This window comes from Streptomyces sp. NPDC030798, assembly GCF_055572275.1.
Genome location: NZ_JBVIDR010000003.1, coordinates 124,418 through 148,658, shown reverse-complemented (window position 1 = coordinate 148,658; position 24,241 = coordinate 124,418). Strand labels below are relative to the sequence as shown.

The 24,241-nt window shown below is 73.9% G+C and carries 27 protein-coding genes and 1 pseudogene; 13 read left to right on the top strand and 15 right to left on the bottom strand.

All coding sequences use genetic code 11. The features are described 5' to 3' along the window. The first annotated feature begins 173 nt into the window (after window positions 1–173). Entirely contained in the window at window positions 174–2,549 is a 2,376-nt protein-coding gene (locus tag ACZ404_RS09020) for a SpoIIE family protein phosphatase (RefSeq protein WP_468438132.1), read from the top strand. A gap of 13 nt (window positions 2,550–2,562) precedes the next feature. Here the strand turns inward: ACZ404_RS09020 and ACZ404_RS09015 are convergent, their stop codons facing one another. The 3 genes from ACZ404_RS09015 to ACZ404_RS09005 all read right to left on the bottom strand — a co-directional run bounded on the left by ACZ404_RS09015 (window position 2,563) and on the right by ACZ404_RS09005 (window position 3,780). Further along, window positions 2,563–2,919, bottom strand: coding sequence for an STAS domain-containing protein (locus ACZ404_RS09015; RefSeq protein WP_468437479.1), 357 nt, complete (start codon window positions 2,917–2,919; stop codon window positions 2,563–2,565). 19 nt (window positions 2,920–2,938) lie between these two features. Then, window positions 2,939–3,379, bottom strand: coding sequence for an ATP-binding protein (locus ACZ404_RS09010; RefSeq protein ID WP_468437477.1), 441 nt, complete (start codon window positions 3,377–3,379; stop codon window positions 2,939–2,941). 227 nt (window positions 3,380–3,606) lie between these two features. Then, on the bottom strand, window positions 3,607–3,780 hold the full coding sequence (locus ACZ404_RS09005; protein WP_468437475.1) for a CsbD family protein: 174 nt from the start codon (window positions 3,778–3,780) through the stop codon (window positions 3,607–3,609). A 157-nt stretch (window positions 3,781–3,937) separates the two neighbouring features. Between ACZ404_RS09005 and ACZ404_RS09000 the strand changes: the two genes are divergently transcribed. From ACZ404_RS09000 to ACZ404_RS08990, 3 genes are all read left to right on the top strand, one after another. Continuing rightward, window positions 3,938–4,372, top strand: coding sequence for a MarR family winged helix-turn-helix transcriptional regulator (locus ACZ404_RS09000; RefSeq protein ID WP_468437473.1), 435 nt, complete (start codon window positions 3,938–3,940; stop codon window positions 4,370–4,372). Beyond that, the gene (locus tag ACZ404_RS08995) at window positions 4,369–4,578 is read left to right on the top strand and encodes a hypothetical protein (RefSeq protein WP_468437471.1); all 210 of its coding nucleotides are present in this window, start codon (window positions 4,369–4,371) and stop codon (window positions 4,576–4,578) included. The genes ACZ404_RS09000 and ACZ404_RS08995 overlap by 4 nt, the downstream gene beginning before the upstream one ends. A 376-nt stretch (window positions 4,579–4,954) precedes the next feature. Further along, window positions 4,955–6,127: a GAF domain-containing protein gene (locus ACZ404_RS08990; protein ID WP_468437469.1), complete on the top strand. Its 1,173-nt coding sequence runs from the start codon at window positions 4,955–4,957 to the stop codon at window positions 6,125–6,127. A gap of 14 nt (window positions 6,128–6,141) precedes the next feature. On the opposite strand, the gene ACZ404_RS08985 is transcribed toward ACZ404_RS08990, so the two are convergent. The 3 genes from ACZ404_RS08985 to mgrA form a co-directional block, all read right to left on the bottom strand. Continuing rightward, window positions 6,142–6,765, bottom strand: coding sequence for a DedA family protein (locus ACZ404_RS08985; protein ID WP_468437467.1), 624 nt, complete (start codon window positions 6,763–6,765; stop codon window positions 6,142–6,144). A 40-nt stretch (window positions 6,766–6,805) separates the two neighbouring features. Further along, window positions 6,806–6,973 (bottom strand): hypothetical protein, encoded by a 168-nt coding sequence (locus tag ACZ404_RS08980; protein ID WP_468437465.1) that lies wholly within the window; start codon window positions 6,971–6,973, stop codon window positions 6,806–6,808. Between the two features lie 116 nt (window positions 6,974–7,089). Next, the gene (gene mgrA, locus ACZ404_RS08975; RefSeq protein ID WP_468437463.1) at window positions 7,090–8,133 is read right to left on the bottom strand and encodes an L-glyceraldehyde 3-phosphate reductase; all 1,044 of its coding nucleotides are present in this window, start codon (window positions 8,131–8,133) and stop codon (window positions 7,090–7,092) included. 126 nt (window positions 8,134–8,259) lie between these two features. On the opposite strand from mgrA, the pseudogene ACZ404_RS08970 reads away from it, so the two are divergent. Beyond that, window positions 8,260–8,436, top strand: a pseudogene (locus ACZ404_RS08970) (MFS transporter); the annotation flags it as partial. Window positions 8,437–8,591: 155 nt separating this feature from the next. After that, window positions 8,592–9,440, top strand: coding sequence for a chitosanase (locus ACZ404_RS08965; protein ID WP_468437461.1), 849 nt, complete (start codon window positions 8,592–8,594; stop codon window positions 9,438–9,440). 30 nt (window positions 9,441–9,470) lie between these two features. Here ACZ404_RS08965 and ACZ404_RS08960 read toward each other — a convergent pair whose 3' ends face one another. Then, complete coding sequence (locus tag ACZ404_RS08960) at window positions 9,471–10,091, bottom strand: DUF4328 domain-containing protein (protein ID WP_468437459.1); 621 nt, start codon at window positions 10,089–10,091, stop codon at window positions 9,471–9,473. A 189-nt stretch (window positions 10,092–10,280) separates the two neighbouring features. On the opposite strand from ACZ404_RS08960, the gene pgm reads away from it, so the two are divergent. Then, the gene (pgm, locus tag ACZ404_RS08955) at window positions 10,281–11,921 is read left to right on the top strand and encodes a phosphoglucomutase (alpha-D-glucose-1,6-bisphosphate-dependent) (RefSeq protein ID WP_468437457.1); all 1,641 of its coding nucleotides are present in this window, start codon (window positions 10,281–10,283) and stop codon (window positions 11,919–11,921) included. 57 nt (window positions 11,922–11,978) lie between these two features. On the opposite strand, the gene ACZ404_RS08950 is transcribed toward pgm, so the two are convergent. Together ACZ404_RS08950 and ACZ404_RS08945 are read right to left on the bottom strand one after the other, a co-directional pair. Next, the gene (locus tag ACZ404_RS08950; protein WP_468437455.1) at window positions 11,979–12,884 is read right to left on the bottom strand and encodes an SGNH/GDSL hydrolase family protein; all 906 of its coding nucleotides are present in this window, start codon (window positions 12,882–12,884) and stop codon (window positions 11,979–11,981) included. Between the two features lie 149 nt (window positions 12,885–13,033). Further along, window positions 13,034–13,264 (bottom strand): DUF5133 domain-containing protein, encoded by a 231-nt coding sequence (locus tag ACZ404_RS08945; protein ID WP_468437453.1) that lies wholly within the window; start codon window positions 13,262–13,264, stop codon window positions 13,034–13,036. Between the two features lie 260 nt (window positions 13,265–13,524). On the opposite strand from ACZ404_RS08945, the gene ACZ404_RS08940 reads away from it, so the two are divergent. The 4 genes from ACZ404_RS08940 to ACZ404_RS08925 all read left to right on the top strand — a co-directional run bounded on the left by ACZ404_RS08940 (window position 13,525) and on the right by ACZ404_RS08925 (window position 18,027). Next, window positions 13,525–14,139 (top strand): DUF6417 family protein, encoded by a 615-nt coding sequence (locus ACZ404_RS08940; protein ID WP_468437451.1) that lies wholly within the window; start codon window positions 13,525–13,527, stop codon window positions 14,137–14,139. Between the two features lie 128 nt (window positions 14,140–14,267). Next, window positions 14,268–14,912, top strand: coding sequence for a maltokinase N-terminal cap-like domain-containing protein (locus tag ACZ404_RS08935; RefSeq protein WP_468437449.1), 645 nt, complete (start codon window positions 14,268–14,270; stop codon window positions 14,910–14,912). A 267-nt stretch (window positions 14,913–15,179) separates the two neighbouring features. Next, window positions 15,180–17,042: a M1 family metallopeptidase gene (locus tag ACZ404_RS08930; RefSeq protein WP_468437447.1), complete on the top strand. Its 1,863-nt coding sequence runs from the start codon at window positions 15,180–15,182 to the stop codon at window positions 17,040–17,042. 145 nt (window positions 17,043–17,187) lie between these two features. Continuing rightward, window positions 17,188–18,027, top strand: coding sequence for a lysozyme (locus ACZ404_RS08925; RefSeq protein WP_468437445.1), 840 nt, complete (start codon window positions 17,188–17,190; stop codon window positions 18,025–18,027). Between the two features lie 18 nt (window positions 18,028–18,045). Here ACZ404_RS08925 and ACZ404_RS08920 read toward each other — a convergent pair whose 3' ends face one another. Next, the gene (locus ACZ404_RS08920; protein ID WP_468437443.1) at window positions 18,046–19,245 is read right to left on the bottom strand and encodes an SMI1/KNR4 family protein; all 1,200 of its coding nucleotides are present in this window, start codon (window positions 19,243–19,245) and stop codon (window positions 18,046–18,048) included. An 85-nt stretch (window positions 19,246–19,330) separates the two neighbouring features. Between ACZ404_RS08920 and ACZ404_RS08915 the strand changes: the two genes are divergently transcribed. Beyond that, window positions 19,331–19,849 carry a molybdenum cofactor biosysynthesis protein gene (locus ACZ404_RS08915; RefSeq protein ID WP_468437441.1) on the top strand — a complete coding sequence of 173 codons (519 nt, stop codon included), beginning with the start codon at window positions 19,331–19,333 and terminating at the stop codon, window positions 19,847–19,849. On the opposite strand, the gene ACZ404_RS08910 is transcribed toward ACZ404_RS08915, so the two are convergent. Both ACZ404_RS08910 and ACZ404_RS08905 read right to left on the bottom strand, forming a co-directional pair. After that, window positions 19,833–20,957 (bottom strand): FUSC family protein, encoded by a 1,125-nt coding sequence (locus ACZ404_RS08910; RefSeq protein ID WP_468437439.1) that lies wholly within the window; start codon window positions 20,955–20,957, stop codon window positions 19,833–19,835. The two genes, ACZ404_RS08915 and ACZ404_RS08910, sit on opposite strands and share 17 nt — an antisense overlap. A gap of 105 nt (window positions 20,958–21,062) precedes the next feature. After that, entirely contained in the window at window positions 21,063–22,232 is a 1,170-nt protein-coding gene (locus ACZ404_RS08905) for an AI-2E family transporter (RefSeq protein ID WP_468438130.1), read from the bottom strand. Between the two features lie 230 nt (window positions 22,233–22,462). On the opposite strand from ACZ404_RS08905, the gene ACZ404_RS08900 reads away from it, so the two are divergent. After that, window positions 22,463–22,621, top strand: coding sequence for a hypothetical protein (locus ACZ404_RS08900; protein ID WP_468437437.1), 159 nt, complete (start codon window positions 22,463–22,465; stop codon window positions 22,619–22,621). Here the strand turns inward: ACZ404_RS08900 and ACZ404_RS08895 are convergent. From ACZ404_RS08895 to ACZ404_RS08885, 3 genes are all read right to left on the bottom strand, one after another. Further along, window positions 22,594–22,941: an ANTAR domain-containing protein gene (locus tag ACZ404_RS08895; RefSeq protein WP_468437436.1), complete on the bottom strand. Its 348-nt coding sequence runs from the start codon at window positions 22,939–22,941 to the stop codon at window positions 22,594–22,596. The two genes, ACZ404_RS08900 and ACZ404_RS08895, sit on opposite strands and share 28 nt — an antisense overlap. Before the next feature lie 110 nt (window positions 22,942–23,051). Then, window positions 23,052–23,483 (bottom strand): DUF2267 domain-containing protein, encoded by a 432-nt coding sequence (locus ACZ404_RS08890; protein WP_468437434.1) that lies wholly within the window; start codon window positions 23,481–23,483, stop codon window positions 23,052–23,054. Between the two features lie 83 nt (window positions 23,484–23,566). Further along, on the bottom strand, window positions 23,567–24,058 hold the full coding sequence (locus tag ACZ404_RS08885; RefSeq protein WP_468437432.1) for a DUF1360 domain-containing protein: 492 nt from the start codon (window positions 24,056–24,058) through the stop codon (window positions 23,567–23,569). Window positions 24,059–24,241: the final 183 nt, after the last annotated feature.

The following is a 24,241-nucleotide window of genomic DNA, read 5'->3' as shown; positions in this document are numbered from 1 at the left end:
CGCCGGGCGCGGGACCGCGCCGCGAGCCGGGCCCCGGTCGGGCCGGCCCGCCGCCCGAGCCGGACGTGCCCTGCGTACCCGGCACCGCCGAGCACTCCGCGTCGCCCGCGCCCGGCACGGCGCATATCGAGGAGGCGGCCCCGCCGGGGGCGGCGACGGGGGAGAGGCCCGAGGTGGGGGAGCTGGATCTGGGCGGGGTCGAGCTGCCCAAGGTGCCGGCCAGTTCGCCGGTGGGGCGGCTCGCCGCCACCGTCGAGCGGCTGCGGCGGGAGGTGCGGGCCGCGCAGGCGGAGGCCGAGGGGCGGGCCCTGATCGAGCTGGCCAAGGGCATCCTGGTGGAGCGCCTCGGCTGCGGCCCGGCGCAGGCGGCCCGCCAGCTCGCCGAGCTCACCGAGCAGGCCCGTGTGACCCCGCTGGAGTTCGCGGTCGAGGTCATCAACCAGGCCGCCCGGGACCGCGTCTCGGAGGTGGCCAGCGCCTTCCTGACCGCCACCGCGCGGCCGGAGGAACCGGTCGAGGAGTCCGCCGCCGTACGGCTGCGCGCCGCCGAGAGCGGAGTCCTCGCGGCCCACGACGCCCAGGCGGTGGCCGACTCCCTGCTCCAGCACGCCCTGAGCCCCCTCGGCGCGGTGGCCGTCGCCATCTGGGCCGTCGGTTCCGACGGCTCGCTGACCCTCGCGGGCAGCGCCGGCTTCGCGCCGGCCGAGGCCGCCCGCTGGCGCTATGTCCCGCCGGACGTGGCCACCGTGGCCCGGCGCGGGCTGACCGAACCCGACGGGCAGTGGCTGCCGTCCCTCGCCGAGTCCGGGCTGCCCACCATCGGCCGCCGGGACCTCGCGGACGGCGCCCGCGTCGCCGTACCCGCCGGTGCGGGCGGCCGGATCCACGGCGTGCTGGAGATCGCCTGGCCCAAGCCCGAGGGTCCTCAGCCGCCGCAGGTGGTCCGGCAGATCGAGGCGCTCGCCGAACTGTGCGCCCACACCCTGGAGGCCCACGCACCGCTGCCCGGCACGAGTCAGGACCCCCGGGTGCTGCCCGACGCGGTGGAGCTGATGGACCTGGCCGACGGGCTGCACGACCCGGCGCTGGTGCTGGTCCCGCACCTCGACGACACCGGTCGGCTGGTCGACTTCCGCATCCAGCATGTCAACGGCCGCTTCCTCGACCCTGCGGGCCGCCCGCGGGCCGTCGTCAGCGGCGCCCTGCTGCTGGAGGCGTACCCCATGGCCGCCGGATCCAGCGAGCTGTTCCAGCGGGTGGAGCGGGTCTACGCCACCGGCGAGCCGTTCCGCGCCCACCGCATGCGCCTGACCGCGCTGGTCGACGAGGTGCCGCTCGCGGCCGTCGCCGACATCAGCATCAGCCGGCACGGCTCCGGTGTGCTGCTGATCTGGCGCATCGAGGACGAGACCGCGCGCCTGGCCAGCCTGCTCCAGAACGCCCAGCGGCTCGGCCGCATCGGCGGCTTCGAGGAGAACCTGCTGACCGGCGAGATCACCTGGAACAGCCAGCTGTTCAGCCTCTACGGCCGCCCGCCCACCAGCGTCCCGGTCCCGCTGGAGGACCTGCCCACGCACGCCCATCCCGACGACGCCGTCACCATCGGACGGTTCCTGCGCACCCTGCTGCACCACCGGCGCCCGGCGTCCGCCGCGTTCCGGCTGCTGCGGCCCGACGGGGTGACCCGGCACATCCGGGTGGTGGCCGAGCCGGTCCTGGACACCGACGGCCAGCTGTTCGTCGTACGCGGCGCCTACCAGGACATCTCCGCCCAGCACTGGACCGAGGTCGCCCTCGCCGCCACCCGCGACCAGCTCGCCCACACCGAGCAGCAGGCCGACGAGCGCAACCGCCTGGCCCTGCAGCTGCAGCACGCCATCATGCCCCCGGCACAGACACCGCTGCGGATGCCGGACCTCAAGGTGGCCGTGCGCTACCGGCCCGCCGAGACGGAGCAGCTGGTCGGCGGCGACTGGTACGACGCCGTCGTCCTGCCCTCCGGACTGGTGCTGCTGTGCGTCGGCGACGTCGCCGGACACGGCATCGAGGCGGCGACCAGCATGGTCGTGCTGCGCAACGCCCTGCGCGGCCTCGCCGTGACCGGCGCAGGTCCGGCGCAGCTGCTGTCCTGGCTGAACATCGTCGCCCACCATCTCACCGGTGCCGTCACCGCCACCGCGGTCTGCGGCCTGTACGACAGTGAGCGGCGCACGCTGCGCTGGGCGCGGGCCGGGCATCTCCCGCCGGTCCTGGTCCGGGGTGCTCAGGCCCAGGCCCTGCCGCGGCTCAGGGGCCTGCTGCTGGGCGCCGTACCGGAAGCGGTGTACGAGGAGACCGAGGTGCAACTGGCGGCCGGGGACACTCTGCTGATGTACACCGACGGTCTGATCGAGCGCCGGGACCGCTCCGTGGAGGAGTCGCTGTCCCACCTGCTGTCCACCGCCCGCTCGGCGCCCGGCAGCCTGGACCAGCACCTGGACCGGCTGCTCACCTACAGCAGGTCCGACACCGACGACGACACCTGCATCGTGGGCATCCGGCTCGCCTGAGCCGGGGCCCGGGTCAGGCGGTTCCGGTGCCCGTTCCCGGTGTCCCGTCCACGGGGGCCGTGAGGTGGTCCAGGGTGTTGGTGAGGTCCAGCATGCGGTTCAGCGCGGTGGGCCGCTCGTCCAGGTGAAGCTGGGCGCGGGCGGCGCCGGTACGGCGGCGGACGGCCAGCAGGGCGGCGAGGCCGGAGGAGTCGATGTGGGTCAGCCCGCGGAAGTTGAGGCGCACATGGCTGAGCCCCGGCGCGGCGGCGAGGCGGTCGGCCACGAAGTCGACCAGTTCACCGCACGTGGAGTAGTCGAGGTCGCCGGCGATGTGCACCGTCAGCGCGGTGGGACGCGGGTCCGCGGTGAGTGTCAGCTCAGTGGCCATGCCGGCAGGTTTACACCCCTCACCCGGCGGTGAGGGCGACGGTGGTCGTGACGCGCTTGCCGTGGGCCAGCGGGGTGACCTCCAGGCCGCCGGTGAGCATGTTCACCAGATGCAGGCCGTGGCCGCCGACGCGGCGCGGATCGGCAGGGCGCTGCCGGGGCGGCTCCGGGGAGGTGTCCGTGACGGTGATGCGCAGCGCCGTGGAGTCGGGCGACAGCTCCAGCCGGAGTCCACAGGGGCCGGGGGCGTGCTTGACGGCGTTGGTGACGAGTTCGCTCACGACGAGCTGGGCGTCCTGCACGGCCCGCCGCACCGGGGTGGGCCGGGCCCGCGACAGCAGGGCGTGGACCGCGTCTCGCGCGTCGGCGATGCAGGAGACGCCGGCGTCCCAGGTGCGGCTGAAGCGCAGGGGCGCGGGGCGGGTCCGCATCGTCGTGTGCGTCCTGAGGGGAATGTCCATACCTCGTTGCCCTTTTTCCTCCGGGGTCAGGGCCCCCTTCCTGTGGCCTGGGGGGCTCGTGCCGTCTCCTGTCCCGGCTACCCGCTGGACGGCCGGTCAAAGGGACGATCCCGGGGAATCCTCCGGTTGCCCACCCACGCCTGGTGAGCCGCCCCGTGCAGGTCCACGGGCAGGCCCGGGACATCCGTCCTGCGGATCTCCCGGGCCTGCCCGAAGCGGTGTCCCACTCAGTGCTTGAACGTGTCCTTGGTCTTCTCCTTGGCCTGCCGGGCGTCGCCGCGCGCGCCCTCCATGCGGCCCTCGGCCTCCATGCGCTCGTTGCCCACGGCGCGGCCGACGGCCTCCTTGGCCTTGCCCTTGGCCTGCTCGGCCTTGGCCTTCGCCTTCTGGTTGCCCGCCATCGGATGGTCACATCCCCACGTCTGGTCGGTGTGTGGTCCACTTCCGGTTTGCCGCTCTGCCGCTGTCCAAACCCCTCACCTCCGCGACGGAAGGGTCGCCACGCATGACTCACCCATGGTTGAACAGTCCAGACTGATAAACCTATTGTTATTACCCGTGGAGGCAGAGGAGAACATGGCGGCGCTCGCCGCCGCACTGCGGCTGGCCATGGGCCGGATCGTCCGCCTGCTGCGCCAGGCGCACGCGGTGGGGGACGTGACCCTCTCCGGCGTCTCGGTCCTGGCCCGGCTGGCCGCCGCCGGACCGGACTCGCCCGGCTCGCTCGCCGAGCAGGAGCGGGTCCGACCCCAGGCGATGGCCACCACGCTGGCCGGACTCGAACAGCGCCGACTGGTCAGCCGTACCCCGGACCCGACCGACGGCCGGCGGTCCATCGTCTCGGTCACCGCAGCGGGCCGGGCGGTCCTCGAGGAGCGCCGCTCCGAGTCCGTCGACCGGCTCGCCCGCGCCCTGGACGACTTCACCCCCGAAGAGCGCGAGGCACTGCGTGCCGCGCTGCCCCTGCTCGACCGTCTGGCGGACCGGCTGTGACCGCCCACGGCCCGGACCCCCGGGACCCCGCCCGCCACGCTCCGGCCGCCCCGCGCACGGGGCTGCGGCACCGGCTGCTCGCGCGCCGGACGGACACGCCTTCCGGTCCCGGCTACAAGTGGGTCGCGCTGTCCAACACCACGCTCGGCGGCGGGACCACCAGCGACGACACCCGCACGACCAACCCACCCGCGCGCGTCCGCTAGGGCTTTCGTTCGGATCAGGCCGGATCAGGGAGCGGGGCCCGGTGGTGGGGGTACCTCCCACGTCTTTCGGGCAGGGGGAGGTGCGGTGCCAGGGCCCGCGAGCCCGGCCTGACCAAGCGAGAGGCCCTGGGTCCCGTCGGCGCACTCCCGGCGCCTGCCCGGCACCCTGCTGCGCTGATCGGGGGTCCGGCCTCCGCCGCCCCCGCGCATCCGCGCTGGGCCGCTCGCGCCGCCGGAAGCGTCAACCGGCCGCTGTGCCTGCTTGCCTTTCGATGACGGTGGGGAAGAAGGTGTGGGACGAGAGGGAGCGGCCGGGGGCATCGGACCGACCGAGGTGTGGCATGGGCGTGCGTGCGAAGACCGCGGGTGGGACGCCGTGACGGCGGCCGCCTCGCTGACGGTGCAGGCGGTGGCCGAACGGGCGGTGCTGCTGCGCGTGTCGGGGATCCTCGACGGCCCCGGCGCCGGAATGCTCGGCCCGCAGTTGCGGGCCGGCCGGCCGGGCCTGCGTGTCGTCCTGGACGTCTCCGGAGTGCGCCGGGTGAGCGGGACGGCCCGCGACGCCCTGGCCGCGCACACCCGGCACCTCGTCCCCACACCCGTCCTGGTCGCCGGGGCCCGGCCCGAGGTGCGCACCGCCCTCACGACCGCCGACCTGTCCGGCATCCGGCTGTACCCCACGCTGGAGGCGGCCCTCGCCGCCGTGTGCGCCAGGGACACCCCAGCCCGGGAGCCGGCGGATGCGCTGTTCGGTGACCTGCACAGCGAGGTGTTCGGCCTGCGGGCGAAGGCGCGCACCAGCGGGCTGATCGGCCTGGCCCAGGGCATCCTGCTCGCCCGCTACCGGCTGCCCGACCCCGCCGCGGCGTTCGCCCTGCTGCGCGAAGGCTCCCAGCACCACAACGTGCCACTGCGCGTGCTCGCCTCGGCCGTGGTGGCAGCACCGCCGCCGCAGCCGACGGGGGAGTGGTTCCCCGGCCGCCTGCACCTCCCGCCACCGGTCCTCGCCCTGCCCCTCGCGGACCGGGCGGACCCGCGCGACCGCCGGCAGGTGCTGAGCGCCGCGGTGCGCGCGGCGGTGACCGTGGCGGACGCCGACGCCGCGGAGATCCACCTCACCGACCACACCCAGGACGACGCGCTCGTCCTGGAGGCCCACCACGGGCTGGACCCGGCTTACCGGGACTGCCTCGCCCTGGTCTGCGGCCCGCCCGCGGTGTGCGCCCGGGCGCTCGCGGACGGCAAACCGGTAACGGTCGCCGACGTGGCCGCCGAACCCGACCTGGCGGAGCATCCCGTCGGCCGGGCCACGCTCGCCGCCGGCATCCGTGCCCTGTACGGCACCCCCATGATCACCGCCGAGGGCGACCGCAACGGGGTGATCACCGTGCACCGGGCGGAGCCGGGCGCCTGGCTCGGGCCCGGGCGGCAGGCCGCGCTCGACTCCCTGGCCGGGGAGCTGGCCGGCTGGCGCTCCTGGTACCGGCGCACCGTCGTGCTGGACGCCCTGGAGTACTTGCACGCCCACGGGAGCGGCCCGGGCGCCTGAGCCGGGCCCCGCGGTCAGCGTTCGCGCCGCCGCCGCAGGAGGCGACGTACGACGAGGGCCGCGACGAGCACGGCGAGGCCGGCCAGGACGTAGACCTGGTAGCGGCTGATCTCGTCGTAGACGGTGTCGATGTGACTGCCCGCGAGGTAGGCCAGGGCCGACCACAGGCCGACCCACAAAGCCGCGCCGAGCGCGTTGAAGACCAGGAAACGGCGCCATGACATGCCGGCCGTGCCCGCGATGATGCCGTTGGCCTGGCGCAGCCCCTCGACGAAGCGGGCCGCGGTGACGACCTTGCCGCCGTGGCGCCGGAAGAACTCCTCGGCCGCGTGGAGCCGCTTCGGCGTGAGCAGCACGTACCGGCCCCAGCGGTGCACGAAGGCGCGCCCGCCGCTGTGGCCGATGAGATAGCCGATGTTGTCGCCGATCACGGCCGCCGCGAAGGCGATGCACGCCACGGCCACGACGTCCAGCCGGCCCGCGCCGGCATAGACGCCTGCGGCGATCAGGATGGTCTCGCCGGGTGCCGGGACCCCGAAGTCCTCCACCAGGATCACCGCTCCCACGGCCCAGTAGCCGTAGTGCCCGAGCAGCGGGGCCAGATGGGCCAGGGGGCCCGGAAGCGGAGGGGCGGCCATGCCCCCACCGTACGCCGCGGGAACCGCCCGCCCGGCGCCCCTAGGGGCGGTCGTCCTCGCCCGGGTCGGGCTGGCAGCTGTGGCAGAGCTCGTGCTCACCGTCGCGGGTGACGACCGTGCCCCAGCCGAGGCAGTGCTCGCAGTCGCGGGCCAGGCCGAGATCGGGGTGGGGAGGCAGGAAGGGGGTGCGGGATGCTCCGTACGCCATACGGGGAGCGGCTCCTTGGATCAGTGGTCGAGATCAGGGGGTCGCGGGCGGAACTGCTTCCATTATGTCCTACTTTTTCCTTATGTCCATTGGCTCGTGTCACTCAGTGCCAGACATCACCCGAGATTCCCCAGCCGGGCCTCCCGCCACAGGTCCACGCCGCCCTCGGTGGCGTACGCGTCGATCTCGGCCAGTTCCTCGGCGCTGAAGCCGGGGTTCTCCAGCGCGGCCACGTTCTGCTCCAGCTGCTCGGTGCGGGAGGCGCCGATGACCAGCGAGGTGACCCGCTCGTCGCGCAGCGCCCAGGCCAGCGCCATCTGGGCCAGGGTCTGGCCGCGCCGGGCGGCGATGCCGTTCAGGGCCCGCAGCCGCCCGCGCATCTCCTCGGTCAGCCAGGCCGGGTCGAACGACGTGCCCCGCGCGGCCCGCGAGTCCTGAGGGACGCCCTCCAGGTAGCGGCCGGTCAGCAGGCCCTGCGCGAGCGCGGTGAACCCGATGACGCCGAAGCCCTCCTCCTCGGCAGCGTCCAGCAGTCCGTCGGTCTCGATCCAGCGGTTGAGCATGCTGTACGACGGCTGGTGGATCAGCAGCGGGGTGCCCAGCTCGCGCAGGATCGCGGCCGCCTGCCGGGTCCGTTCGGTGTCGTAGGAGGAGATCCCCACGTAGAGCGCCTTGCCCTGGCGGACGGCGGTGTCCAGCGCGCCCATCGTCTCCTCCAGTGGCGTGCTCGCGTCCAGCCGGTGCGAGTAGAAGATGTCCACGTACTCCAGGCCGGTGCGCCGCAGCGACTGGTCCAGCGAGGCCAGCAGGTACTTGCGGGAGCCGCCGCCCTGCCCGTACGGGCCGGGCCACATGTCCCAGCCGGCCTTGGTGGAGACGACCAGCTCGTCGCGGTACGGCGCGAGGTCCTGGCGCAGCAGCCGGCCGAAGTTCAGCTCGGCGGCGCCGTACGGCGGGCCGTAGTTGTTGGCCAGGTCGTGGTGGGTGATCCCCAGGTCGAAGGCGCGCAGCGCGATCGCGCGCTGGGTCTCGAAGGAGCGGTCGTCGCCGAAGTTGTGCCAGTAGCCGAGGGACAGGACCGGGAGGTCCAGTCCGGAACGGCCGGTGCGCCGGTAGCGCATCGTGCCGTCGTAGCGAGCGGGGTCCGCGACGTGGGTCATCGGGTCGTCTCCGGGTGGTGCCGTAGGGGGTGCCCGCCGTGGGTGCGGCGGCTCGTCCACCCTGCGCCCGCATGATCCGGAAGTCCAACCGATGCCCCCTATGGGATTGAGTGTTCCGGCTTCTGAATGCTGGCCGGCGTCATCGGCCTGCTGACCGTCAGGTTCCTCCCGGAGAGCGCCCAGGTGCCGCTCAAGGGTTCCCGGCCGATGGTCGGTTCGGCGCAGGAGCGGCGCGAACTCATCACGGCGTCACAGGAGTTGTACGCCCGCAGCCGGGACCGGGCGACCATGCGCGGCAGGTGACGCGCAGGGGCGGCCGGGCCGCGCTGTTCGATCCTACGAACTTCTCGTGGGACGGGTGACCGTTCCAGGGCACCTCTGATAGGAAACTTTCCTACCAGTGCATCCGTACTCGGTACGGACCAACGTCCCACCCCCCACTGCCGCTTGGAGTCCCCGTGACGCACGCCGACCGCGAACCGAAAGTCTCCGCCCGCCCTGCCCGCCCCTCCCGCCGGACCGTCGTCGCCCTGCTCGGTGCCGTCGCCACCGGTGCCCTCATCGGCGCCGAACGGGTCATGGCGGCACCCGAGGCCGCGCCGGGCCTGGACGACCCGGCGAAGAAGGAGATCGCCATGCGGCTGGTCTCCAGCGCGGAGAACTCCTCCCTCGACTGGAAGGCCCAGTACAAGTACATCGAGGACATCGGCGACGGGCGCGGCTACACCGCCGGCATCATCGGCTTCTGCTCCGGCACCGGCGACATGCTCGACCTCGTCCAGCTCTACACCGACCGCAGGCCCGGCAACGTCCTGGCCAAGTACCTGCCGGCCCTGCGCCGGGTCAACGGCAGCGACTCGCACGACGGTCTGGACCCCGACTACCCCAGGGACTGGCGCAAGGCCGCCCAGGACACCGCCTTCCAGCAGGCGCAGAACGACGAACGCGACCGCGTGTACTTCAACCCCGCCGTCTCCCGCGGGAAATCGGACGGCCTGCGCGCCCTCGGCCAGTTCATCTACTACGACGCCATCGTCATGCACGGCGACGGCTCCGACCCCACCAGTTTCTCCAGCATCCGCAAGCGGGCCCTGCGGGCCGCCAGGACGCCGGCGCAGGGCGGCGACGAGACGGCGTACCTCAACGCCTTCCTGGACGCCCGCGTGTGGGCCATGAAGCAGGAGGAGGCCCACAGCGACACCAGCAGGGTCGACACCGAACAGCGGGTCTTCCTGCGCAAGGGCAACCTTGATCTGAACACTCCGCTCGACTGGAAGGTGTACGGCGACAGTTACCACATCGGCTGACCCGCGGTGGATGCGGCGCCGGTGCCCGGGCTACGACGGCTGCGCCGCACCCGCCGGGCCCGGCACCGGGGCGGCGGTGCGCAGCGCCGACTCCTGACGGGCCGTCACGCGCTGGACGACCACGAGCGCCAGGGCGCCCGCCACCACATCGAGGGCCTGCGACACGACCAGGAGGACCAGCGACGTGCCCTGCCCCAGCGCGGTTCCCGCCGTGGCGACCACCGCGTGCCCCGCCCAGGCCGCCCACCAGACGTTCACCAGGGCCACGTCCCGCCCGCGCTCCTGCGCATCGGCGGCGCCGGCGCGGTGGACGGCCAGGACGAGCCCGCGCGGCGCCCAGAGGTTCACGACCGGGACGAGCCAGCACAGCACGGCCCAGGCGGGGGAGCCGGGGACGGCACCGGGGGACAGCAGTTCCGCGGTGCGCCGGCATCGGCTGAACCACACCAGGAAGAGCACGATCGCGAGCGTCATGACGTACACCGACACCATCGACGCGGTCCCCGACTCGCTCAGGGGCGTGCGCTCGGGATGAAGTCGGTGCCCCCGCAGGGCCACCGCCCGGTACACCTCCGCGCAGGCCGCGGCGGCCACGGCGGCCTGCGCGCAGCGGGCGAGCGGCCAGGGGCCGCGGCCGGTGGGTGCGGTCACGGCACCATCCCGTTCGTCGAGAGCGGTCACGCGCCGGCGTGGTGCGGCGGTGATGATCGGAGGACCGGATCATAGGACAGTCGGGCCGGGTTCCGCCCGGCCCGGCCGGGGCGCACTCGCGGCCCGCGCCTCCCACGGGGAAAGATGGGTCCCGAGCGATCGATCACACCGATGCGGAGGAACGGACTCATGCCGCACGAGCGAGCGGGCCGGCCGGCCGGTCCCGAGGACCTTGTCGACGTGGCCCGGCTGGTCACGGCGTACTACGCGCTGCACCCGGACCCGGCCGACCCGGCACAGCGGGTGGCGTTCGGCACCTCGGGGCACCGCGGTTCGTCCCTGGCGAGCGCCTTCAACGAGGACCACATCGCCGCCACCAGCCAGGCCATCTGCGAGTACCGCGCCGGCCAGGGCGTGGACGGCCCGCTGTTCCTCGGCGCCGACACCCACGCACTGTCCGAGCCGGCCAGGGTGACGGCGCTGGAGGTGTTCGCCGCCAACGAGGTCACCGTGCTCCTCGACAGCGCCGACGGCTACACGCCGACCCCCGCCGTCTCGCACGCCGTCCTCACCCACAACCGCGGCCGCACCTCCGCACTCGCCGACGGCGTGGTCGTCACCCCCTCGCACAACCCGCCCTCCGACGGCGGTTTCAAGTACAACCCGCCCAGCGGCGGCCCGGCCGCCTCCGACGCCACCTCCTGGATCCAGGACCGCGCCAACCAGATCATCGCGGGCGGTCTGAAGGATGTACGGCGGCTGCCCTACGCCCGCGCCCTCGCCGCCGAGACCACCGGGCGGTACGACTTCCTCGGGTCCTACGTCGGCGACCTGCCGGGCGTTCTCGACCTCGACGCGGTCCGCGCGGCCGGGGTGCGCATCGGCGCCGACCCGCTCGGCGGGGCGTCCGTGGCCTACTGGGGCCGGATCGCCGAGCAGCACCGCCTCGACCTGACCGTGGTCAACCCGCACACCGACCCCACCTGGCGGTTCATGACGCTGGACTGGGACGGCCAGATCCGCATGGACTGCTCCTCGCCGTACGCGATGGCCTCCCTCATCGAGCAGCGCGACCGCTTCCGGATCGCCACCGGCAACGACGCCGACGCCGACCGGCACGGCATCGTCACCCCGGACGCGGGCCTGATGAACCCCAACCACTACCTCGCCGTCGCCATCTCCTATCTCTACCGGCACCGCGAGCAGTGGCCCGCCGACGCGGGCGTCGGCAAGACGCTCGTCTCCTCCTCGATGATCGACCGCGTCGCCGCCGACCTCGGCCGCCGACTCGTGGAGGTGCCGGTCGGGTTCAAGTGGTTCGTGGACGGACTGGTCGGCGGCACCCTCGGGTTCGGCGGCGAGGAGTCGGCCGGCGCCTCGTTCCTGCGCCGGGACGGCTCGGTGTGGACCACCGACAAGGACGGCATCCTGCTGGCCCTGCTGGCCTCCGAGATCACCGCGGTCACCGGCCGCACGCCGTCCGAGCACTACGCCGACCTGACCGACCGCTTCGGCGCCCCCGCCTACGCCCGTATCGACGCGCCCGCCACCCGCGAGGAGAAGGCGCTGCTGGCCAAGCTGTCACCGGCCCAGGTCACCGCCGACACCCTGGCCGGCGAGGCGGTCACCGACGTGCTCACCGAGGCGCCCGGCAACGGCGCCGCCATCGGCGGGATCAAGGTCAGCACCGCCAACGCCTGGTTCGCCGCCCGCCCTTCGGGCACCGAGGACGTGTACAAGATCTACGCCGAGTCCTTCCTCGGCCCGGACCACCTCGCCCGGGTGCAGGAGGAGGCCAAGGGCGTGGTCCAGGCCGCGCTCGGCGGCTGACGGTTCGTGCGGCGGCCTCCGCGACGCGCGCGCGGAGGCCGCCGCACGGCGCGCGGTTCAGCGGTGCCCGCGCCCGTGCTCCAGCCGGTTCAGCACGGCCCCGGCCATGGCGGCCTCGCCCTGGGCGTTGGGATGGGCGGGGGCGGCGGGCGCGGCCGGCCGCAGCGGCTCGATCCAGCGGTCCGCCGGTGCCTTGCACATGTCGTGGCCGACCGTGGGGCCGTAGGTGTCGACGTACTCCACCCGGTTCCAGGCGGCGACCATGCGCAGCATCAGGTTCAGCCGCTTCTCGGTGTCCCGGAGGTAGGGGAAGTCCTTCGCGGCGAACGGCACCGAGGGGAAGCAGCCGCTGCCGTCGTCCGGCAGCAGGTCCGGGTAGCCGACGAGGAGCACGCGCGCGTGCGGCGCCCGGGCGTGCACGGCCCGCAGCACCCGGTCGACCTTCGGCGCGGTCTTGAGGATGCCGACGGCCAGTTCGTCGTATCCGGAGGCCTCGTAGGAGCGCTCGCAGGGATTGCCGGACGGGTCCTGGGCGGCGAGCCGGGCGCAGGTGGAGATGATCGGGCCGAAGCCGACGTCGTTGCCGCCGATCTGCACCGTCACCAGGTCGGTGTTGCGGTCCAGCGCGTCGAGTTGGGGCCCGTTGCTGCCCTGCGCCTGCCACATCTCGTTCGTCGTCGCCCCGGCGCAGCTCACGTCCCTGAACGCGGTCGCCCGGGTCCGCGCCGCCAGCAGCGAGGGGTAGTTGTGGTCGGAGCGGGCGCAGTTGGCGTCCACCTGGGTGGGGATCACCGGTCCCGAGGTGTAGGAGTCCCCGAGGGAGACGTAGGTGAGATCGCGGCCGTGCGCGGCGGCGGGTGTCGTGGAGGCGGCGACGAGGGCGCAGCCCCCGAGTGCAGCCCCGAGGACGGCGGCCCGCCGCCGGCCTCTCGCGCCGTCCGTCCCACGTGTGTCGATCGCCATGGAATCCTCCCCCTGAGGCCGGTACACCGCGCGGGACCGTGGTCCCGCGCGCTCGACCGGCCCTGTATACCGTCCGGTTGGTCACCCGGACCAGAAGCGCGACCGAAATTGACGGCATCGGGGGAGGGAGCTCCCGGCGGGGCGTGCCGTCAGACGGACGGGAGGAGGGAGTCGTCCTCCGGTCGGGCCCCGGACAGGCGGTGCCGGGCGGCGATCACCGCCATGTCGGGGTCCTTGGTGCCCGTGGCCACGCACAGCGAGTAGGAGACGTCCGCCAGCCGCTGCCGGGCCTGCGGCGTGCTCTCCTCGGCTCCGAGCAGCGTGAGCGCCTCGTACTGGGCGATGAGGTCCTTCAGTACCGCGGGGTGTGCCATCAGCATGAGTCCGCCTCCCTGTGCGCGGCCGGTAATGATCACTCGGCTGCGCGGATACCCGCGTTCCGGCCCGGCATGCTCACGGGCCGCCCCGGTCGGCGTCCGGGGCGCGGAGGACGCCCCTCGGCGCACCCGGCCGCCTTCCGGTTCCCCTGCGGGCGCGGTTTCGCCCGATCGGCGTACGGCCCCCGGAATATGCCACCGGCGCGCCGCCCGAGGGCTACGGTCACGGAGTCGGGAACGGACGACACGAGGGGGTGGCTGTGGTGAGCCATGAGACCCTGCTCGCCACGCTGGAGGCGGTGCACCGCATCGCACGGACGGCCGCGCACGGCTGGGCGCTCGACGCGCACGCGGTGCGGTTGCGCTCTGCCCTGGCCGAGCCGACGCGGCTGGCTCTGGTGGAGTGGGCCGACCGGGACACCCGGGCGGAGCTGTCCGCCCTGGAGGGCCGTCCCGTGCGCCAGGCGGTGCGCCTGTCCGCGCACGGGCGTGACGTGCTCGCCTACGCCGGGCCGCGGCGCCGCCCGAAGTCCCGGGCGCCGGTGCCCGGCCCGGGCCAGCGGCTGGTGGAGCTGAAGCCCTCGCAGATGACCGCCCTGCGCACCTACCTCCGCCTGGCCGGCCGGCTGCACCAGCGGCCCGCCGAGGGCCTGGCCGAGCAGGTGGACGCCGCCGTGTTCCACCGCGCCGGCAACCGGTGGCGGCTGCTGCTGACCCGGCGGCAGATGGAGTCGGCCGCCTACGGCTTCTGGCTGCACCGCGTCGCCTCCTCGGCGACCGAGGCCAACGACTTCGGCCGCGAGTACGACGTCACCTACCGGCCCGCGCACGGCGAGCGGCAGTCCACGGCCCCGCTGCCTCCGGCACCCGCCCGGTGACACCGGGCAACCCTTCGGCGACCGGGCCGAGTTGACGCCGGAGCCGCCGGGGGCGCGGCGGTGAGCTGGGGAGACGGTGTGGAAAGCTGCGAGGGTCCGCGTCAGCCCCATGGAGGAGAACCACCGTCATGGCCGTCATCCACCGCACCACGATCCAGCCGACCAAGCTCGAACTCCTCACCGCCTGGCTGCCCACCCGCCCGTGGTACCGCGGCGGCGGTGAAGCCCCCGTGCTGGAGAAGTCCGGCGGCTTCCGGCTGGACGATCCGGAGGGCGAGGTGGGCATCGAGTTCCTGGTCGCCACCGACACCTCCACGCCCGAGCCGACCGCCTACCTGGTCCCCTTCACCTACCGCGGCGCCCCCCTGGCGGGCGCGGAGGACGCCCTCATCGGCACCATGGAGCACGGCGTGCTGGGCAAGCGCTGGGCCTACGACGGCTGCCACGACCCGGTGCTGGTCACCGAGCTGCTGTCGCTGATCCAGGGGCGGGCCCGGGCCATGGCGCAGAGCATCACCGACACCCCGGACCACGACGTGACCCGCGCCTACGCGGGCGAGCCGTTCGACGCGACGGACCTCACCCCGGCGCCCGTCGACGACGCGCAGGGCACCCGCCTCGCCGCCCCGCACGGCACCACCCTGCGGTTCCACCGCGTCCTGCAGCCCGGCGCCGGCCCGGCCGAGAGCGCCGCAGGCCATGTCGCGGGTGTCTGGAACACTCCGGACGGCACCCGTACCGGCGGCGTTCTCATGACGCTGAGCACCGACTGACTCCCGCCGACCGCCCGGCGTTCCCCGGGGGTTGGGCAGCCGGCGCCCGCCCCGGGGAACGCGGCCCCTCACTTCCCGCCTCGGTATGGCATGACCCGGTCAAATCTGTCACGCTTTCGGCAACCGCCGCCCCGACCCCAAGAGGCGCGGAGCAGCTCTCACCGCACGGCCCGCGCAACCCCACCCCACGGCCGCCCCGGCGCACCCCAGCCGACCGGGCGGCCCTCGAGCAGGCCGGGATCCCGGCCGCCGCCAAAGGAGCAGCGTGTGAGATCGACCCCCCACAGGGCACTCGCCGCCGGCGCGTTCACCCTCGCCGCACTGGCAGCCCTCTCCCTCCCCGTCACCCCCGCCGCCGCCCAGCCGAACCAGGCCCCGGCGGCCGCCGACTGCACCCCCGCCCAGGCCGTCGCCAACGGCGGCTTCGAGAGCGGAACCAGCCCCTGGACCGCCTCCCCGTCGAGCCTGATCACCAGCCGCACCGGCGAGAGCCCGCACGGCGGCACCGCGTACGCCTGGCTGGACGGCACCGGCGCCACCCGCACCGACACCCTCTCCCAGAGCGTCACCGTCCCGAGCGGCTGCTCCGGCGCCACCCTCACCTTCTGGCTGCACATCGACACCGACGAGACCACCTCGTCCACCGCCTACGACAAGCTGACCGCCAAGATCGGCAGCACGACGCTGGCGACCTACTCCAACCTCGACGAGAACACCGGCTACGTGCAGAAGTCGTTCGACGTGTCCTCGTTCGCGGGCCAGACCGTGAACCTCTCCTTCACCGGCACGGAGGACTACAGCCTCCAGACCAGCTTCGTCCTGGACGACATCGCCCTCGACACCTCCGGCGGCAGCACGCCGCCCCCGGCCGACGCGGTCCGTACCCCGGCCGCACCCTCGTACACCGTCAGCCTCAGCAGCGACACGAGCGGCACCGCCTGGAACGGACACGAGAGCGTCACCTTCACCAACGCCTCTGCCACCGCGCTCGGCGAGGTCTACCTGCGGCTGTGGGACAACTACCACGGCACCTGCTCGGCGATGCCCATCCAGGTCACCCACGTCACCGGCGGCACCGCGGGCGACCTCTCGGTGAACTGCACCGCCCTGAAGGTCACCCTGCCGGCGCCGCTGAACCAGGGCCAGAGCGCCACCATCGGCTTCGACCTCGGCATCACCGTGCCCAGCGGCGCCGACCGGTTCGGACACGACGGCGCGTTCAGCTTCATCGGCAACGCCCTGCCCGTGCTCGCCGTCCGCGACGGCGCCGGCTGGCACCTCGACCCGTACACCAACAACGGCGAGTCGTTCTACTCCCTGGCCGCCGACTTCCGGGTGACCCTCGACCACCCCGCCTCTCTGCTGGTCCCGGCCACCGGCACCTCCACCGACACCCCCGGCACCAGCGGCCGTACCGTCACCACCGCCACCGCGAGCAAGGTCCGCGACTTCGCCTGGGCCGCCGGACCGTTCAGCAAGATCTCCGGCACCTCGGCCGCCGGAGTACCGGTGAACATCTACTCCGTCTCCGGCATCAGCTCCTCCAGCGCCCAGTCGATGCTCAGCACCGCCAAGTCCGCCGTGGACGCCCACGCGGCACGTTTCGGCGCCTACCCGTACGGCGAACTGGACGCGGTCATCGACAACAACTACTGGTTCGGTGGCATGGAGTACCCCGGCTTCGTCCTCGACCTCGTCAGCACCACCGCGCTCACCCACGAGATCGGCCACCAGTGGTGGTACGGCATCGTCGGCGACGACGAGTACACCAGCCCCTGGCTGGACGAGGCGTTCACCGACTACTCCACCGACCTCGCGCTCGGCAAGACCGGCAGCAACTGCTGGAGCGGCGTCTCCTGGGCGTCCAGCGCCGAGAAGATCACCAACTCCATGGCGTACTGGGACGCCCACTCCTCCCGGTACTCCACCGTCGTCTACGGCTACGGCAAATGCGCGCTGCACGACCTCCGGCGCGTCCTCGGCGACACCGCCATGGCCAAGCTGCTGAAGGACTACGCGGCCGCGCACTGGTACGGCGTGTCGACCACCGCGGAGTTCAAGGCCGCCGCCCAGGCCGCCACCAGCACCGACCTGACCTCCTTCTGGACCCAGCACCGCATCGAAGGCTGACCCCTCGCCGGCCGGTCGGGGGCGGTGCCCGCCGGGCGCCGCCCACGACCGCCGGGCCACTCACATGGCGTAATCCCCGGCCGGAACGGCGCCGTTGGGCCGCATCCGGAGTGCGGTGCTGTCCGACTGCCGGTCAGATGGACATGTGCGAAGCCCTGTACCTCTCCCCGGCCGCCGCTCACGCCGGTCCGTCACCGGCGCCCTGACCGGCCTGCTGCTGATCCTGTCCCTGGCCTCGGCCGCGCCCTCGTCGGCCGAGGCCCCACCCGTGCGCGGCAGCGCCTACATGGGCATGGGAGTGCTCGCCCACGACGGCGCGAGCGCCGTCACCGACGGGACCGAGACGAACCCGCGGGTGACGCTGACCGAGGGCGTGGACGTCTCCAGCCACCAGGGTGACGTCGCCTGGGCGACGCTGTGGAGCAGCGGCATCAAGTGGGCCTACACCAAGGCCACCGAGGGCACGTACTACACCAACCCCTCCTTCACCCAGCAGTACGACGGGTCCTTCGACGCCGGCATGATCCGCGGCGCCTACCACTTCGCGACCCCCGACACCACCGGCGGTGCCGCCCAGGCCGACTACTTCGTCGACCACGGCGGCGGCTGGTCCAAGGACGGCAAGACCCTGCCCGGCGTCCTCGACATCGAGTGGAACCCGTACGGCGACGCCTGCTACGGCAAGTCGCAGAGCGGGATGGTCACCTGGATCCGCGACTTCCTGAACCGCTACAAGTCCCGCACCGGCCGCCACGCCGTCGTCTACACGGCGACCAGCTGGTGGACCGACTGCACGGGCAACTACAGCGGCTTCGGTGCGACCAACCCGCTGTGGATCGCCCGGTACGCCTCGAGCGCCGGGACGCTCCCGGCGGGCTGGTCGGCGTACACCATGTGGCAGTACACCTCCTCCGGCCCGACGGTCGGCGACCACGACCGGTTCAACGGCTCCGTGGACAAGGTGCGCGCCCTGGCCACCGGCTGACACGACACCGTCCGGCACTCACGGCCCGGGCTCCTCGTCGAAGGTCTCGAAGGCGGCGAACTCGACGGGGTCGTCGTCCTCGTCCAGCACGCACAGGCCCACCGTGGCCAACCTGCCGCGCTGCCAGGCCAGGAGGGTGTCGATCAGACCCGCCTCCAGCGGCGGCCCCTGGTCGGCGTGGCGGGGCCAGACGACCAGCGGCCAGTCGTCGGGACGGTCGCCCTCGGTGAGCCAGCCCAGGTAGTCGCCGTCGATGGAGTCGGCGAAGGGCAGGAAACCGCCGGGCGCCGGGAAGGCGGCCAGCGGATACCACTGCGGATGACCGGACTTCAGCGACTCGTACGCCTCGAGGGCCTCCTCGACGAAGGCGGTGAAGCGCGGTGCCGTCGTCCGCAGCGGCTCGGGGAAGCGCAGCCAGTCGCTCCAGCAGCCACCCCCGTACACCGTCATCAACCGCACGTACTCCTCGGGCAGCGGCGTGCCCAGCTGCTCGAACAGCTCCTCCCAGGTGCCGTCGCCGAGGCGCGGCCTCGCCGGGGGCGGGGTGAGCAGGCGCAGGGCGTCCAGGCCGGTGCCGGTCTCCAGGGCGACCGTGCGCTCGGTTTCCGTCAGCCGGGGCGGGACCGGGACGGGCGGCGTCCAGGGCGCGGCCGTCGCCAGGAAGGCGGTGCGCGCGGCCGAGCCGGGCAGCGGACCCATCAACGGGCCCGGCGGGGAGGGCGTTTCCCAGGTGTCGCGGACGGTGTGGCGCAGATAGCCGGTCAGCGTGAGGCCGTAGCGGTGCCAGGGGAGCAGTCCGCTGCCGGGCACGGCGCCCCGATGGGCCACGACCACCGTCCAGGCGTCGGGATCGTCGGACACCGAGGTGTCCCAGAACAGCGTGTCCCCGCCCCGGCTGCAGCCCCAGGCCAGCAGCCCGCCGGGCTCCGGGTGCAGCGCCGGCCGCTCGCCCTCCGGCAGGGCACGCGCCGCGATCCGGGCCTGCCGGTGCGTGTCCCCCAGCCACTGGCCGTAGTCGAACCTCCCCGGCTGCGCGCACGGCACATGGATCCAGAGGAACTCCCCGAAGTCCAGCGGCCCGTACCGGTCGGCCAGCCGCTTGTAGTCGCCGGGCAGCCGCGTGCCCAGCCACTCCTCCACGGCCGCCCAGTCCACCGGGACGGGCACGGGCGGGCGTCCGGGGTGCGGCTCGGCGAACTCGGCCAGGTCCAGGGTCAACGGGGGCCTCCGGGGTCGATCATGGTGATGCGCGGGATTCTGCCATCGGGGGGTCCGCCGGGGGACAGGGCCTAGGCTCGGTGATGTGCCGTACGTGGACATCGTGGAGCTGCTGGTCTCGCCCGTGCACCGGCTCGCGGGCCGGCCGGGCGACGGCCTGCCCGGGCTGCCGCCGGACGAGCTGGTGACGACGGCCGAGGTCCGCGCGGGACTGGGCATCGTCGGGGACCGCTACTTCAACCGGGCCGCCCACCGAAACGCCTCCCTCACGCTCATGGCCGCGGAGCGCCTCCCCGGGCCCGCTCCCGCTGCCGGGGGAGCCCTGCTGCGCACGCGGCGCAACGTCCTGCTGCGCGGCGTGGACATCGACGCGTACGTCGGGTCGACGGTCTTCCTGGACTGCGGCACCGGGCCGGTGGAACTGGAGGTGCGCAGCGCGGCCCGGCCGTGCGCGTGGATGGACACCACCCTGGGGCCCGGAGCCCAGCGGGCGCTGCGCGGCGGCGGGGGAGTGCGCTGCCGGCCGCTGACCGACGGGATCCTCGCCGTGGGGCCCGCGGAGTTCGGGGTGCTGAGCGGGACGCGGCTCAGGGCGCCGAGGTGACCAGCTGGTCGGCCAGCCGGTTCGCCTGGGCGAGCAGGGCGCCGTAGGTGGCGACCTCGTCGGGGTCGTCCGTCGTGGAGCGGGCCAGGTCCCGGCGCAGCTCCTTGAGTGTCGCCCGCAGCTCGTCCACCGCCTCGCGCAGCCCGTCGTCGCTCCCGTGGCCGAACCGGCTGTGGCTGTAGAGCCGCAGGGCGCGGGCGGTCCGGCGCAGGAACGCGGCGTAGTGGCGGGCCAGTTCGGGCTGCGGACGCGGCGCCGAGCGGTCCTCGGCGGCGGCCTCGAGCACCGTGCGGGTCACGCCCGCGGTGTGGACGGCCGCGTAGTCCAGCACCACCAGCGCGTCGTCGTACCCCTTGCCGGGCAGCGGTGCCGCGCCGCTGCGGCGGCGCAGGTTGACCCGCAGGCTCTCCCGGCCCCGGTCCACCGCGGCGTGCGCCTGCTCCACCAGGCGGTGCAGGCGCAGTGCGCGCTCGTGCCAGTTCCCGGCGTCCTCGGCGTCCCACCGTCCCTCGGCCAGCCCGTCGGCGACGGCCCGCAGGATGTCGTGGGCCTCGTCGGACGCGTCCCGCAGCACGGCACGGGTGTCGTGCACATACACCGGGGGCCGGATCAGCGCGTTGACGGCGATGCCGACCACCGCACCGAACAGCGCCTCGCCGAGCCGGGCCGCGGAGGTGGTGACGGAGACCGTTCCGTTGGTCAGGACGAACAGGGCGCCGGTGGCCGCGTAGATCCCCTGGCTGCCCAACCGCCGCCAGTGCCCCAGCAGGATCGCGAGGGGCAGCACCACCGCCATCGCGGCCACCGTGCTGGGCAGCAGCAGCCCGGCCGCGGTCGCCACCACCGTGCCGGCCGCGATCGCGGCCAGCTGCTGCAGACCGTGCCGGATCGACCGGTACACGGTCGACTCCACCAGCACCACCGCCACCCACGGCGCGACGAACGCCACCGGCGCGTGCAGCCACCAGCCCGACACCGCCCAGGCCACCCACGCCGCCAGCGCGGCCTTCAGCGCCTGTACGGCCGTGTCCCGCTCCCGCGACGGCCCCGCGCACGCCCGCCGCACGGCGGCCACCGCGGCCGGACCCCCACGCCACCTCACCTGCATACCACGCCCCACGGCGCACCGTCCGTGCCCACACTTCGCATGCGCCCACGAGTAGCCACCGACCCGCGGGCCACGCCTGTGACACGTCCCGCCCGGGCAGGACGGCTACGGCGGCGGTGAGCGCAGGGCGCGGTGCACCGCCCACGCGACCGAGACGAACGGCACCGCGACGACGGCTCCGATCACCCCGGCGACGATGCTGCCCGCGATGACGGACACGGCGACGACGAGCGGGTGGAGGCGGACCGCCCAGCTCATCACCAGCGGGTGCAGCACATGGCCCTCGATCTGGCCGATGACGACGATGAGCGCCAGCACGGCCCCGGCCGTGAGCGGGCCGCGGCCGGCCAGGGCCACGATGGTGGCCACGCCCAGCGCGACCGGGGAGCCCACCAGCGGCACGAAGGCGGCGAAGAACTCCAGCAGCATCAGCGGCAGCGCGAGCGGCACCCGCAGGGCCAGCAGAGCGGCGCCGACGAGGACGGCGTTGGTGGCCGCGACGATGATGATGCCGCGCGTGTAGCCGGCGAAGGTCCGCCACGCCGCGCTCCCGGCCCGGTCCCAGGCCGACCGCGCACCGCTGGGCAGCAGCTGGTCGCGCATCCAGCACCACAGCCGCTCCCCGGAGTGGATGAAGAACACGGAGGCGAAGAGCGCGAGCGCGCCGCCGGTGATCACCTCGACGATCCTGCCCAGCTCCGAGACGGCGTTGCTGAGCAGACTGGCCCGGTGCGCGGACAAGTAGTGCGTCACCTGGTCCTGCAGCGCCGCGAGCCGGCCCGGACCGATCCGGAACGGCGGACGCCGCAGCCACTGCTCGATGCGGTGGAACCCGTCCCGGAAGTCGCCCACCAGCCTGCCCGACTCGTTCACCACCGCTTCGCCGACGAGCGCCAGCAACCCCATCAGCAGCAGCAGGCTGCCGACCAGCGACACGGCGACGCACAGCGGCCGGGGCAGCACCCGGTCCAGCAGATCGGTGAGGGGGCGCAGGACCGAGGTGACGACCAGGGCGAGGAACAGCGCCACGGCGATCAGCTGGAAGCGGCCCAGGATGATGAAGACGCCGTAGACGACGATGCCGACGAGGATGAGCCGCCAGGCGTAGGCGCCGGCGGTCCGCAGCCACGGCACCGTGCGCCCGGCCCACGCAACGGGTGCGGCCTCCGGCGCCGGGCGCGGGGTCGCCGGCAGCCGTGGGGAGTGGGCCGGCCGGCTGCCCAGCACCGCCGCCCGCCGCCCGCGAGCCGTCCACCGCCCCGCACCGCCCACCAGGCCACCCGCCTCCGATTCCGCTTCCGTTCCTGACGGACCGTCACCCGTCAGGGACTACAGAACGGTAAGGGCAAGCCCGGGCACCGGCCGCACAACGCGCCCGGACCCCCTCCACGCCGTACCGGCTCCTTGCGGCGGGGACGGTCACAGGAACTTCACAGCTCGTGGGAGTTGGGCGGGCCGTGTCAAGGGCACTCGGGCCAGGTCGCCGGCAGGGAGGGGTCCCGCCCATGATCACCGTCGCACTGCTGCTGCTCCCCGTGCTCAGCCTGCTGCTCTACGGACTCGACCGGGTCGAGGACCGCTGGGTCACCAGGCCACCCGCACCCCGCCACGCCCGGCGCCGGTCACCGGCCGGGCGTCACTGGCCGTGGCCGCACCGGCGGTAGCGGTCGATCGCCCGGCCCAGTTCCGCCCGTTCCGCTTCGGGGAGCGGGTCGCCCTGGGCGTAGCCGAGGATGTGCTCGGCGACCGTGCGCAGCTTGGTGTTGGTGCGCTGGGAGACGTCGCGCAGCGCCCGCCAGGCCTCCTCCGGCGCGATCTGCCCGAGGACCACGACGGCCCCGATGGCCTGGTCGATCACGGCGTGCGACCGCACCGCGTGCTGCAGCTGCCGGTTCTCGGCCAGCAGCAGGTCGCACCTCTGGGCGAGGTCGGTGGCGGACAGCAGGAGCAGCGGCTGGTTCCGGGACAGGGCGAAGAAGGCCATGGAGCACCTTTTCGGACGGGGGTGACACTCCAACACCTGCCCCCGGCGGCCGCTTGCACACGCATCGACCGGCCCGGGCGACCACCGTCACACCGGCCGGCCCGCGGAGCTCAGTCCGGCTCCCCGCCGTCCTCGGCGCGCCCCACGGGCAGCAGGTCCCGGATGTCCGCGGGCAGCGCTCCCGCCATGCGCTCGGTCAGCTCCGGGGCGAGGGCGGCGTCCAGCACCTCCAGTACGGCGGCGGCCTCGCGCAGCGCCGTGTCCTCGTCCGTGCCGGCCCGGTCGGCGATCCGGCCGGCGAACACGGTCAGCCCGAACCGCTCACCGGCCGTGCCGGCGTCGGCCCCGGCGGACGCCGATGCCGCCTCCCGCATGGCGGACGCCATGTCCGGCGGAAGCTGAGCGGCCACGTGGCGGGCGAGCCCGGACGGCAGCCGTTCCGACAGCGTGCTCACCACCGCGTGCGCCGCCCGTTCGGCCGACCCCCGGTCGGGCAGCCGGGCGAGCGCCTGCACCTTTCCGATCATCTCGTCGTGATGCACGGTCCGGCTCCTTCCTCGCGAGCGCGCGCGCGGACGGGCGGATCACCGGCGCCCGTCCGCCCGCGCCGCGGTCGCCGGTGCGCTCAGTCCTCCGTCGTCTGCTGCGTCCAGGTCCAGGCGTACTGCAGCCAGTCGGCCACCGTCAGCGCGCCGAAGCCGCCGCAGACCAGGCGGGTCAGGCGGGGTGAGGCGGCGTACGAGCAGACCAGGGCCGTGGCCGTCCAGGCCGAGGTGCAGAACGGGCAGGACAGCAGGTCGCCCACCGCCCGCCGCAGCCCCCTGCCCCGCGGCTCGTCCATCACCTCGCTCGCCTCGCCCTCGCCGGAACGGCGCGTGAACGGGGCGCGCACGAAACTCGTGATCCTGTCCCGGGTCAGCAGCCGGGACGTCTTGTACGCGGCGGTGCCGAGCAGGGCGACGTCCCACGGCGGCACCTGCTGCGGCAGCCGGACACCCCGGGACCGGGCCACCAGGGCATACGTGCCGACGGCCGCCGTGAACGCGGAGGCGAGCGCGGCGTAGCCGCCCAGGGGGACGTCACCCTGGTCGTCGTAGTGTCCGGCGTCCGTCGTCATGCAGCCTCCCGGTACGGCCCGCCCGGTGGCGGGGCCGCACCGAGTTCCCCCGGTTCCCGGGGAGCACACGTGTCCGGCGCCCCCGACGTGGCCGAGACCACATATGACGAAGCTCCCAGGGGCCCCTGCCGCACGGCACCCGCGGCTACCGTGGCCGTCGAGTCCTTGTCTCCCTACGCCCCT

Bases quoted from the DNA above. Each gene is read 5' to 3' on its own strand.
- ACZ404_RS09015 (WP_468437479.1), bottom strand. From the start codon at position 2,919: ATGGCCACTGAGCTGACACTCACCGCGGACCCGCGTCCCACCGCGCTG.
- ACZ404_RS09010 (WP_468437477.1), bottom strand. From the start codon at position 3,379: ATGGACATTCCCCTCAGGACGCACACGACGATGCGGACCCGCCCCGCG.
- ACZ404_RS09005 (WP_468437475.1), bottom strand. From the start codon at position 3,780: ATGGCGGGCAACCAGAAGGCGAAGGCCAAGGCCGAGCAGGCCAAGGGC.
- ACZ404_RS08985 (WP_468437467.1), bottom strand. From the start codon at position 6,765: ATGGCCGCCCCTCCGCTTCCGGGCCCCCTGGCCCATCTGGCCCCGCTG.
- ACZ404_RS08980 (WP_468437465.1), bottom strand. From the start codon at position 6,973: ATGGCGTACGGAGCATCCCGCACCCCCTTCCTGCCTCCCCACCCCGAT.
- mgrA (WP_468437463.1), bottom strand. From the start codon at position 8,133: ATGACCCACGTCGCGGACCCCGCTCGCTACGACGGCACGATGCGCTAC.
- pgm (WP_468437457.1), top strand. From the start codon at position 10,281: ATGCCGCACGAGCGAGCGGGCCGGCCGGCCGGTCCCGAGGACCTTGTC.
- ACZ404_RS08950 (WP_468437455.1), bottom strand. From the start codon at position 12,884: ATGGCGATCGACACACGTGGGACGGACGGCGCGAGAGGCCGGCGGCGG.
- ACZ404_RS08945 (WP_468437453.1), bottom strand. From the start codon at position 13,264: ATGCTGATGGCACACCCCGCGGTACTGAAGGACCTCATCGCCCAGTAC.
- ACZ404_RS08935 (WP_468437449.1), top strand. From the start codon at position 14,268: ATGGCCGTCATCCACCGCACCACGATCCAGCCGACCAAGCTCGAACTC.
- ACZ404_RS08910 (WP_468437439.1), bottom strand. From the start codon at position 20,957: ATGCAGGTGAGGTGGCGTGGGGGTCCGGCCGCGGTGGCCGCCGTGCGG.
- ACZ404_RS08900 (WP_468437437.1), top strand. From the start codon at position 22,463: ATGATCACCGTCGCACTGCTGCTGCTCCCCGTGCTCAGCCTGCTGCTC.
- ACZ404_RS08895 (WP_468437436.1), bottom strand. From the start codon at position 22,941: ATGGCCTTCTTCGCCCTGTCCCGGAACCAGCCGCTGCTCCTGCTGTCC.
- ACZ404_RS08885 (WP_468437432.1), bottom strand. From the start codon at position 24,058: ATGACGACGGACGCCGGACACTACGACGACCAGGGTGACGTCCCCCTG.